7 protein-coding genes are annotated in these 11,488 nt (G+C 45.2%); 1 reads left to right on the top strand and 6 read right to left on the bottom strand.

Translation table 11 applies throughout. The features are described from left to right. The 3 genes from GXO74_16805 to GXO74_16795 form a co-directional block, all read right to left on the bottom strand. The coding region (locus tag GXO74_16805) for a PAS domain-containing protein (GenBank protein ID NOZ63316.1) at positions 1-943 on the bottom strand (943 nt) is incomplete at its 3' end. Between the two features lie 584 nt (positions 944-1,527). Then, positions 1,528-3,078: a tetratricopeptide repeat protein gene (locus GXO74_16800; GenBank protein NOZ63315.1), complete on the bottom strand. Its 1,551-nt coding sequence runs from the start codon at positions 3,076-3,078 to the stop codon at positions 1,528-1,530. Position 3,079: 1 nt separating this feature from the next. Continuing rightward, positions 3,080-5,953 (bottom strand): tetratricopeptide repeat protein, encoded by a 2,874-nt coding sequence (locus GXO74_16795; GenBank protein NOZ63314.1) that lies wholly within the window; start codon positions 5,951-5,953, stop codon positions 3,080-3,082. Positions 5,954-6,341: 388 nt separating this feature from the next. Between GXO74_16795 and GXO74_16790 the strand changes: the two genes are divergently transcribed. Next, on the top strand, positions 6,342-6,806 hold the full coding sequence (locus GXO74_16790; GenBank protein NOZ63313.1) for a methylglyoxal synthase: 465 nt from the start codon (positions 6,342-6,344) through the stop codon (positions 6,804-6,806). A 17-nt stretch (positions 6,807-6,823) separates the two neighbouring features. Here GXO74_16790 and GXO74_16785 read toward each other — a convergent pair whose 3' ends face one another. The 3 genes from GXO74_16785 to GXO74_16775 all read right to left on the bottom strand — a co-directional run. Beyond that, positions 6,824-8,542, bottom strand: coding sequence for a YgiQ family radical SAM protein (locus GXO74_16785; protein NOZ63312.1), 1,719 nt, complete (start codon positions 8,540-8,542; stop codon positions 6,824-6,826). Between the two features lie 114 nt (positions 8,543-8,656). Then, positions 8,657-9,541, bottom strand: a complete 885-nt coding sequence (locus tag GXO74_16780; protein NOZ63311.1) for a sugar phosphate isomerase/epimerase — start codon at positions 9,539-9,541, stop codon at positions 8,657-8,659. Between the two features lie 16 nt (positions 9,542-9,557). Beyond that, positions 9,558-11,488: T9SS type A sorting domain-containing protein (locus GXO74_16775; protein ID NOZ63310.1), on the bottom strand; the 1,931-nt coding region annotated here is incomplete at its 5' end.

Below are 11,488 nucleotides of genomic sequence, written 5' to 3'. Positions count from 1 at the left end.
GACAGTCCAACAGCAACTGAGAAAATCCGTCAATGCGCACCAGCGGCGCGCGCAAGTCATGAGACACCGAATAAGAAAATGCCTCCAATTCTTTATTCGTCGCCTCCAATTGAGCCGTGCGCTGCTTCACGCGCTGATCTAATTCTTTATTTAAAGCGATCAATTTGCGCTCGGCGACCTGCTGGTTAGTGACGTCCTTGATCGATTGGATCACACCGACAATCTGCTGCGCCGAATTTTTGAGCGGATAAGAATTTATTTCATACCAGCGAGCGTTTTCGTCTTGATCCAAAATCGAAATCGTCTGTTGCGAAACGCCCTGCTGCCGCAAATTTTCCAACAAATGGCAGTCAGGACACGGAGTTTTTCTCTTCATTAAAATTTCATAGCACTGATGGCCGTGCGGGCTTGTCTGCGCAGAAAACGTCCGCTTAAACCAGGAATTTGACTGTAAAATATTGAGTTTCGTATCCATAACGCAGATGCCTTCTTGCACCGCGTTGAACAAATCCGTAAGAAAACGAACTTTTTGTTGCAATTCGTTTTCGACCAGTTCGTGATTCCGCAACTGTTTTTCCAGATGCACGACTCTCCACAGAGAAAGCGGCAATTGATCCAGTTGATTCAAAGAAACAAGATCATAAATTCCTTTTTTGATCGCTTCTGCCTTGCTCGCTTCATCCGCGCCATTCACAATGCCGATAACTGGAATGTCGCCGTTTTTGCGCACATCTTCAAAAACCCCGTGCACGTTAAACTTTCCGTTTGTCCCGTCAACGATTACTGCATCCCAATGATCTTTTTTCAATTGCGCGGCAATACCGCCATTGAAATCGGGTGATTCCAGCGAATATTGCAGATCATGGGAAGACAGCGCCTGTTCGGTTTTTTGACGAATTTCGTCGGATGAGTTTAACAACAAAAGATGCAGTACATGACTCATGGCAAACCTTTTATTTGATCAAGAGTTTTGGATTGAAAAAATTTGCCCGACAATGCAACCAACGCCGCGCGGTCTCGCCAAACATTTGCTATTCGACAGAAAGGTTTCAAATTGTAATCGTTTGATTGCAAAATGAAATGCCTTAAGCAATAACCGGCAACGAAAATCATCAATGACTCGTACAGATGGGAATTCTACTGAAGTTGGTGGTTGGTGTCGGCGCTCCTATCCTTCTGTTTTTATTAATATTAAAATAAACGTGGTGCGTTTATGATTTTTATTCTTAAAAATTTAATAAAAAAAATTTGCGTCAAACTTGAAGCCTTGTTCTCACTCGCAAAAAATATTCCAGAAATTTCATAGCGGGGGATTAAAAAGGATTGGGGCTGGCTAGTGCGCATGGGACATTCAGCGCCGGACATTAATTTGTCCCAGCTCGCGTCCTTTGACGCCGGAAATAGTCGGAGTTAACCCTTGGGATTTCAGGACATTAGATTCGGCCGAAAATTGATAAATACTGACGCATGATCTCGCCGAGAAACTGTTGTCCTGCGTATCAATTTTATCAAACGTCGCTGCAAATTTTAGTATCCGCGAAATCTTTTCAGTTGCTGCTTTGCTAGTTCCAATATTTGCCCTGGCGGCGCCGTGCGCGTGATGGTTTGCAATTCAACGATGGCATTATCTTTTTGTCCTGATCTCCAGAGAGCAATGGCATAATAGTATCGCGCTTCTAAATTTGACGCGTCGAAATCTAATACTTGAGTCAATAAATCGCACGCCTTGACCGCTTGATCCGTTTGCATGTACAACTTTGCCAAAGGTAAAAACAAATGCCGCACATCGGATTGATCCATCCGATTATCGGATTGCATGAGCGCCTGTTCGTAGAAGCGTATTGCCTGCTTTGGTTCTTTGTAAGAATTTTGGTAAAGATCGCCCAACCTCAAAAATGCCATTCGCCGCACAAATTGGAAATATGGCTCTTGAGTTCGAGCGACGCGCTGCCAGTGTTTCTCTGCAGAAATCAAATCATGGCGTTTCGCTGCGGTAAGTCCGAGATAAAACTCCGCTTCAACGTAACTGGAATCGTCCCACAGGACATCATTGAAAATCCTGTCCGCCTGAGACAGACTATCGAGTTCGATATAAACTTTGCCGACTTCAGTCATCAGTTCCAGATCATCGGTATTTATCTGTAATCCTCTTTGAAAATAGACAAGCGCTGAAGGATAGTCCCGGCGATTTGCTTCTAATAGTCCTAAATTGTGGTAAGCAAGCTCCGACTCAGGGAACACTTGCAAACATTTTTGCAGGGCGCGGCGAGCTGCAGAAAATTTCCCCATATTCATGTACACCGTGCCCAGATTGGCGTAAGCCCGGGCAAATCCGGAATCAAGTTCCACGCTACGCAGCAATTCAACTTCTGCTTTTCCCCATTGACTTTGGCGAATCCAATTTACAGCATTGTAAAAATGAGATGTGGCGGCTTTGGAGACCGCAGAAATCAATTGAACATTTTTGCCGGTGAAATTATCTTCAGTCGTCTCCGCTCCGGGCGCAACGGTTGAAGTCGGCTCGATTTTATCTGCCATTTGCACATCGTGCCTTGTGCGTTTTTCCTGCTGAAAGCGAAGTAATTCAGGATAAATTTTTTGCGCCAACGAATCGCCAATGGTAAAAATACCTTGCTCCGCATCAGTCAGGTGAGTGACGCTCACGTATTCGCTCGTCTCGATATCGATGATCTTTACGCTAATCATGAGATGGTTTTCATCAGGACAAACAATATTTCCGGCAAGAGAAAAATTAGCGGAAAAAAATTTCCCCACTTCAACAATCTGATTGGCGTCAACAAAACCCGCCTGACTCAACTGCTGTTCCTGCAGCAGATTATTCAATCTTTCACGCTCCACCAACCGAATCCTGTTACGGTAATAGCGATGGAATGCGGCGCTAATCTGGTCGGGAACGCCTTGCTGCACCCAGGATAATTCTCTTCCGAAACTCGCGCCAGTAAAGTCAAACGGTAAAATAACCAATCTGATTTTTCGGGCATATTGGCCATGAGCAACGCTTAACAAGAAGATGAAAAAAATTCCAATGAAAAAGTGAAATATCTTTATTCTCTTCATGCTATTTTCTCTCCACAATTTTATAAGTGAGCTGTAAAAATTGAGAAGTGATTTTGCGTGCAAATTGCTCCGCTTCACGCACATTGTCAAAATAGCCGCAAAATAACCGATAAATAATCCCGTCGCCAGTCTGATCCGGAACTATTGACACTTGAAAGCCTTCTTTTTTTAGAACCTCGCTTTGTTCAGTCGCCTGTCCTAAAAATCCGTACCCAGCGCCTAATTCGATCGTGTATTTCGTTCCCAATTGACGTTGTTGCACGTCGATAATATCATTTTCCCCTTTGCTGACAATCACAAACTCGGTGCGGCGATTCAGGGCGCGGCCTGCTTCAGCATTGTTGCTTGCAATCGGAAATCGCTCGCCGAAACCTTTGGCCATAACCCGCGAAGAGTCAATTCCGGATTGCAGCATGTATTTGCGAATGGTTTCAGCCCGTTTTTGCGACAATTTTTGATTCACTTCTTCGGTTCCGATACTGTCCGTATGACCCTGCACTTCCAGACGGATTTTTGGGCTGTCCAATAAAATCTGTACAATCGTATCCATTTTTGCGCGATAAGCGTCATTCAATTCAGAGCTATTAAACGCAAAAAGAATATCGTTAAATCTGATAACTCGCGGCGGTTGGAACATGAGCGTTTTCCAGCTCAAACTTGAAATCTCGGCGCACACAGCCTGATTGACGCTATCCACCTTGCAGCCGGGAATAAGTTTCCAGTTGGCGCCATCGTAGGTGTAAATTTTGAAATCTTCCGCTTTTCTGCCTGTCGTATCAAACCAACTTTCCTCATAAGGCAGAGAAATTTTCACCGGCGTTAAAAACGTGTCCACGTTTGCTTTAAAATCATAAATTCTTCCCGCGATGGAAAAATTTTTAAACTGTTCCGGCGTAGCAATGGGCTTGATCGAAACCTGAAGCGGGAAAGTATTCGTTTTTTCCGGCATCGTTTCCAACGCGGCTCCGGACAGCGTGCTCACCATTTTTGCCTGATTCGGCGGTATGACGCCGACGATTGAATTTTCTTGATCAAGATCAAAAGTGATCTCCTGATTATGTGCCTTCATTTGTCGGATCTCATCGAAACTCTTTCGCATGGCAAGATAGTCATTTTTTCCCCGAAACGATTTCGCCATGCCTAAAAGCGCCTCATCCTGAAAACCATTCCCCTTGTAATTATTCACGACAGCCTCGTAAGCATAAACGGCTTCATCCAGATCGCCTTTTTGGAACAACAAATCGCCTTTTCGAGTGAGGGCGCGGGAAATCACTTCCGGTTTTGTCGGCAATTGAGCCGCTCGATCGCAGTATTCAATTGCTTCGTCAAGCGCGCCTTCTTTTTCCGCCAGCGTCGCCAGACTTAAATAGGCTTCAGGCGTCGTATTGCTCTCTTTGTATTTATCAACCAACTCGAGCAAATCCTGCTTTGCTTCAGCTAACCGATTCTGTTGTATCTTCAAATTACTCAGTTCAAATAAAGCTTCATCCGTCACCTCGCTGCCGCCATATTCTTCTTTGAGTTGGTTATAAATTTTTTCAGATTCAGCGACGTTGTTGAGCCCGCGATACGAACGCGCCATCCCTAACAACGCTTCTGGCGCTGATTTTTCTTCCGGATAATTTTTAACTAACTCAGAATACATCTGTATTGCGTCGCCGTACTTGCCAGTATTTTCATAAATTTTCCCTTTGCGAAAATAGACGTCGTCCACCCAGCTTTGATCGGATTGATTCTCCAATTCATCGTAAACTTCCAACGCTTTATCGTACATTCCCCGCTGTTCATAATAAACGCCAAGCCGAAACCGAATATCATTGCTCCACTCGCTTGCCGGAAATGAATTTAAATATTTCTGATAATCAGTAGAGCTGACATGCGTGGTCACTTCTTTATAGCGCAGCGCCAGATATTTTAATTTTGCTACGTCCGGATAGTAGGGTCTGCGCCCAATGTAAATTTTATCATTTAAATTAATCTCAACTTGAAGATTCCTGACCGCGGAAGACCAATTTTCATTTAAGCTCCGATAAGTAACCCGATACAAACCCTGCAATTGTTTCAATATCGACTGGTAAACTTCAGAAACTTGCTTGACATTGCGAGCATAGAAATATTTGCCCTGGGTCTGCGACGAAAGATTGCGAAGATTTCTGTTTTTCCTTGATCTTGAAAAATCGATGGCATAAACCGGTATATCTTCACTTTTTGCGAAAGCGATGACATGTTTCAAGTTGGCTTTGCTGCCGATATCTTTCCCATCAGACAACACAACGATGGCTTTGCGACCCAGAGTTCGCTCATTTCTGAGATTTAGACAGGCGACGAACAGCGCATCGTACAAAAAGGTCCTTTCTGTCACGCGGTCAATCTCTGTATGTCCCTTAAGAACAGATTTAATATTCGTAAACTGCTGTTTCACTTTGGCTTTGTATGGGAGATAATTTTTGTCAAAAGCAATAATAGCAGCCTTATCGACAGGACGCAATTGATCAATGAACTGATCGGCGGCCTCTTTTATTTTTTTAGCATAAGGGAGAATAGAACTGCTGTTATCCATCACCAAGGCAATATTGAAGTGACCAACTTCTGATTCTTCGATTTCAATTACCGGCTTGACGTCGAGAATCGGCGACTCCACCTGATCTTCCAAAACACGGATCAAGTTGGAATCAATTTTTAACGCATCGGCAGGCAACGGTACGGGTTTTCCCGCATTGTCAGTAACAGAGACATATAAGCTAAAATTTGGCAGCTCGTTGACTTCAAATTGCGTGATCTGCACTTTGACATCACTTGCGGAAAAAAGAAAACTGGCTGGTAAAATAATCCCAATAATAACAATTATTGCACCTTTGAGCAATCTATTTCCCATGTCCTTCTCCTTTTATTTTTTATTTACATTAATTTGATATTTTTGGTTATCAAATGATAATATAATATTTTTATGCGAAATGTCAAGATTTTTTTACGTTTTTTTCATTTTTTATTACTTTAAATTCTGATTAGTGTCTGTCCTAAAATACCGGACATGGGTTGTCTCCTAAACAGATATTATCAGGAATATTATTGGAATTCTTAATTGGAGCTAAGTGGTAATAATCAAAGAGCAAATAGCCTATTTTGCTTTTAAGACTATCGCAATGTAAGCCAACTGTAACATACCTTCCCTATATTCGATAAAACAAAGAACCATTTGAATTTTGTCTCACAATTCAATATCTTTCAAACGAACAGATTTTGTATCTGAAAGGAAACAGAAAATGCCTACGAAAAACATCGCTTTAATTGCTCACGACAACATGAAAAAAGACCTGGCGGAATGGGTATTGTTCAATCTGGACACGCTGAAAAAACACCACTTGATCACTACCGGCACTACGGGAAAATTTGTGGAAGAGTCCGTGGAAAATCGCAAAGGCAGCGATTGCGAAAAAATCCTCCTCAATATCACGCGGCTCAAATCAGGCCCGCTGGGAGGAGACCAGCAAATGGGCGCTCTGATCGCTGACGGGAAAATTGATATGATGATTTTCTTCTGGGATCCGATGGAGCCGCATCCGCACGACGTGGATGTGAAGGCGCTGCTGCGCATCGCCACGGTTTACAATATTCCGCTTGCCTGCAATCGTTCGACTGCGGATTTTATGATTTCTTCGCCATTAATGAATGAGGATTACAAGCCGGTGGTGAAAGATTTCAGTAGCTACGTTCACAGAAATTTGTAGGAAAAACAGGTTTTGCTCTATTTTGGCTGACGCTTCTTCGGTTTCTTCGTTTTTTTGCCGGAGAAAAAAATCTTGTGCTGCTCGCGCCGTTTCTTCAGATCTCTTTCCACAAAAACTTTTTTCCCGGTGCGCGGGTCATAGCCGGTGTAGAATTGAACGGACGAGATCGTCATCGGCAAGGGAATGAATGCCTGCACCTGATCCGGAATAAAATGAAAAATGCGACGCATGTCGTCTCGCATTTTTTTCATATCTTCAAACGTCGCGCCCGGATGACAGGACATGAGATACGGAATGAGATATTGCGACTTGTCCAGTTCTTTGTTTATTTCAGTAAATAGCGCGACAAATTCTTCCAGCGAAAAAAGCTGTTCTTTATTCATCGCCGCCAGCACATGTCTCTGATTATGCTCTGGCGCAATTTTCAACTGCCCGCTGATGTGCGCTTTGATCAGCCGTTTCAGCAATTTTTTTCCGTCAGGATGATGCATGAACAAATCGTAGCGAATGCCAGAGCCTACAGTCACTTTTTTCACTCCCGACTGTTGTGCCGCTGCATCCAGTAAATCAAGCCAGACATGAGTATTCACTTTCAAATTTTTGCACACTTTTCCGTCGGCGATACAGCTATTTTTGGCGCACTTCCAATTTATGCGGCAGTCGAAAGCATAATTATTCGCCGACGGCCCCCCGATGTCGCGGATGTGTCCTTTGAAATTTTTGTTTTCCCTCATGGTGCGAATTTCTCGAAAAATCGACTCTTTGCTGCGGCTGACGATCTCTTTTCCCTGATGCAGCGTTAACGCGCAAAACGTACAGCCAGACACGCAGCCGCGATGCGAAGTGATCGATTCTTGAACCATTTCAAAGGCAGGAATTTTTTCCCGATACGATGGGTGCGGCTCACGCACAAAAGGTAATTCGTAGTAGCCATCCAATTCTTCGCTGCTGACCTCCGGCGGCGGATAGTGAATCAAATATCTTCCGCCGGAAAGTTGTGTCTGAATTTTGAAACGATTTTTGAACCATTCGCCATAATAGCGCAAAAAATTCTTTTTGGAGAGTTTTGCCTCATCTTCGGGGGACAGTTCCACGGAATTCGCCGGTCGAGATTTATCAACAATCACCGTACCGGCAACTCCGTTCAAATTTTTGCCAAAAGCCAACCGCAGCGCAATTTCGGTAATTGGTTTTTCGCCCATGCCATAGACGAGAATATCAGCGCGGCTGTCGAGCAAAATGGAACGGCGCAATTTGTCACTCCAAAAATCGTAATGCAACATCCGCCGCATGGATGCCTCGATGCCGCCGAGAACGATAGGCACGTCGCGATAAGCTTGCTTGATCAGATTGGAGTAAACAATCACGGCGCGATTGGGCCTGTGACCGGCAAGGCCACCGGGAACGTAAGGATCGTCGTGGCGCCGCATTTTGAAAGCAGTGAAATTGGCAATCATGGCGTCCACATTGCCGGAAGTGACGCCGAAGAATAATCTCGGTTTTCCCAGCGCAGTCATCGAATTCGAATTTTTGTAATCGGGCATGGCAATGATCCCCACGCGAAAACCGGCTTTCTCCAACACACGCCCAATCATGGCGACGCCGAAAGACGGATGATCCACGTAGGCGTCACCCGTAACTAAAATAATGTCCAGTTCATCCCAGCCGCGAAGTTCCATCTCCTCTCTGGACATGGGCAGGAATTTTTTGAGATGAAGTTTATCGCTATTCAGCATATTTTTTCCGATCGTGTCAGATGGTAAAAATCAAAATCGATAAAAAAGCAACGAAGCCCTCTGACGAAAAGTTCCGAAATCGGGAAGAGAAAAATTTTTCTTCGCTTGAAAAACTCAAATTTTCGTTTTTTCAATAATAGATTTCAGCAAAGCGGCGCTTTCTTCAATTGAAGGAAGAAAATCGGCTGGATCTTTCAATTTGTAGGGCACAACTTCCATGTTGTATGTGCCGCGAAAGCCATTGTCGAACAGGAGTTGCAGATAATCTTTCCAGGGCACGCGGCCTGTTCCCGGCGGCAAATGCGTGATTTGTTGTTTACAATCGTGAACGTGGCAGTGAATAACGCGCTGAAGAAATTCAGTCGGCGGAGCCGGACGCTCCTGCCCCAATTCCTCCATGGCACAGGCATGACCAAAATCCCAGCAGATACCTAAGTTGTTACTGTTCACTTCGCCGAGTATCGTCAAAATCTCTTCATACGTGTCGCCGACGTGAAGCCGCTCGTTGTCTTCGCGGTTGCGCAAATTTTCCAGCGCCAGCGCAACGGGCAAATCACGGACTTTTTCGATGAATTCTTCCAAGTAGTGAATGTTATTTCGGTAAATCAAGGCTCTCGTTTTTCCCACATCATGGAGCGGGTGGATGGTCCACAGCAGAGAATGAGGCGAGAAATGTCGCAGTAGTTCTTCTGAAATACGACGCACATCTTCGATAACCCATTGATAATAAACTGGATAGCTAAATCTCCCGGAAGCGTGAAATGTCACCGAAAATCCACGCTCCAGCAAATCACCGACAATTTTCCCCCATGCCGCCGGATCAGGATCAGGCGTGGCTTTAATTTCAATGTTGGTGACGCCCGCCCGTTTCAGCCGCTCGAGTCCCTCATCCAAATCCGGCACAGCGCGTTTCCACTCTGCGGGATGATTGGGATCGTCCCTGCCGGCTAAAAATTGCCAAAAGAAAGAAAGTCCGATTTTTACATCGCTCGATTTCACGCGAAAGCTGCCCCTCTTAATGCAGAAAAATTATCTTGTGAGAAAATCTTTCTTTGCCCGTTTCCAACACGTAAAAATAGACGCCTTCGGGCACAAGTCTGCCCAGCGCGTCTTTGCCGTCCCAAAAAATTTGTCCGGAGCCGCGCTGCACCTTTTGGTCGAGCAGCACGCGAACTTCCTGGCCTAATACGTTGTAAATTTTGATGGAAATTTGCGTCGCCAGCGGCACGCGATAGCTGATCGCCGTTTGTCCCGAAAATGGATTGGGAAAATTTTGGTTCAGAGAAAATTTTGCAACCACTGCTCCGTTGGCAATTTCTTTCTCTTCCTTGTCATTTACACCATCGAAAAAAGACAAATATTCCAATATTTTTCCCATGACTTCGCCCCGTTTTTCGCTATTCTGAATCATTTCAAAAGGGAATGAGAAAAAAATCAGATTCCCGGCAAGGGCGTCCCGACTTTGAATGCCGACGACATGAGTCGAATCAATTGCCAAACACGGCGTTGAAGATTGCAAAGGCGCGATAACATCAATTGAGTCCACCGGCAAATCTGCTTTTGTTAGTGAAAAATTCACTCTGTCAAAAAAAACCCCGGCGATTCCGGAAACAGAATTTTCAGCGGAAATTTTCCCGGCAAAATCTGCCTGCAAAATTGAGTTAAGAAATTCATTGTCCGCTTCTGTCGTTGAATAACAATCGCTGTCCAGATCAAGGTCCCAGGCAACATTCGCCCCTGAAAGAAAGAGCCTGCCGTCTTGTTGCAAAAAATCTTGCAATTTTTGTTGCTCTTCAGGAGAAAGGGTTTCGTCCGCTTCTCCCTCATCGCCGGTAAACCAGATTAGACCCAGATATTTGTGTAAATCAATGCTGCTGTCAACAATAGCGTCATTGCTGCACATGTCAAAAATTTGGTCATTTGCCCAAACTGCCTCGCCATAAGTAACTCCGAACGCGTGGGAAACATTTTGCCAGACGCCGCCGGTCGCGACTGTCCGGTCAAAACCATCGACGATCAAAAACTTTGGTTTGGCGTAATCCCGGGCCATGCAAAGTCCGTAAACATCGGACGGTTCGCTCTCGTTGGGAATGGCCGCGTTGTCCACAGCAGTCAGTTTGAAATAGAGCGGAGAAGTGACGTACGTCCTGAATGTTTTTGTGGTGCTGTCCGCGGGGATGATTTCCGTTCCCTGAATTTTGCGCCAGAAAATATTATCGTGCGAATAATAAAGCCGGTAACCGGCAAGGTCGGGTTCCGTGTTCGGGTACCAGGCAAGTTGAAATCCATTGCCCTGTGTGCGGATGTACTTGAAAATCGGCGCCGCCGGTGGGTTTGTATCCGACGCCTTCACTTCGACGGGCACAACGACGGTGTCGGCATTGCTGCGCGTGTCCTCGGCGTAAACCATGACCTGATAATTGCCTTCGGGAACCAGCCGTGTGTCCCAGTAGTAATTGCTGCGTACGCGATTGGTGGCAAAATAGACGTGGCTCGAGGTAGAAGATAATTTTTTGTAAAAAACGTTATGCACGTAGGAATTTGACGGCTTCGAATCGAATTTAAATTGATAACCGCTGCCGGATGCGCGAAATATGACTGAATCGCCGTCTTCCGTCAAGATTTGAAAACCCAATTTGTAGGTTCCGTTATTGCGCTCGGAAATCGGCGCTGACGGTGGTGCGTTCTGCTCCGCGACTTTGACGACAATATCCACGCGACCGCTGAGTTGTGGCGTCTTGAATTCATTGTCCGTGCCGTCCTGAAAAAATTTGACGAAAACAATTTTCGGCGGCCAGGGATCATTGTAAGGCGTCAGCCCGCCGCCGCTTCGCAGCGCATTAATTTCGTCGCCGTACTCGCCGTCGATAAAATGAACGTGTCCCATGCCCGAATGAATCGTCCCCAGTACAGTCTGCCGGGCAACGACATGATCGCCGATGTGCA

The organism is Calditrichota bacterium (assembly GCA_013152715.1).
Taxonomy (GTDB): domain Bacteria; phylum Zhuqueibacterota; class Zhuqueibacteria; order Thermofontimicrobiales; family Thermofontimicrobiaceae; genus 4484-87.
This window is presented reverse-complemented; position numbering and strand designations above follow the sequence as displayed.

What these genes read in the sequence shown, in the direction of transcription:
- GXO74_16785 (NOZ63312.1), bottom strand. Translation starts at nt 8,542, where the DNA reads ATGCTGAATAGCGATAAACTTCATCTCAAAAAATTCCTGCCCATGTCC.
- GXO74_16800 (NOZ63315.1), bottom strand. Translation starts at nt 3,078, where the DNA reads ATGAAGAGAATAAAGATATTTCACTTTTTCATTGGAATTTTTTTCATC.
- GXO74_16795 (NOZ63314.1), bottom strand. Translation starts at nt 5,953, where the DNA reads ATGGGAAATAGATTGCTCAAAGGTGCAATAATTGTTATTATTGGGATT.
- GXO74_16790 (NOZ63313.1), top strand. Translation starts at nt 6,342, where the DNA reads ATGCCTACGAAAAACATCGCTTTAATTGCTCACGACAACATGAAAAAA.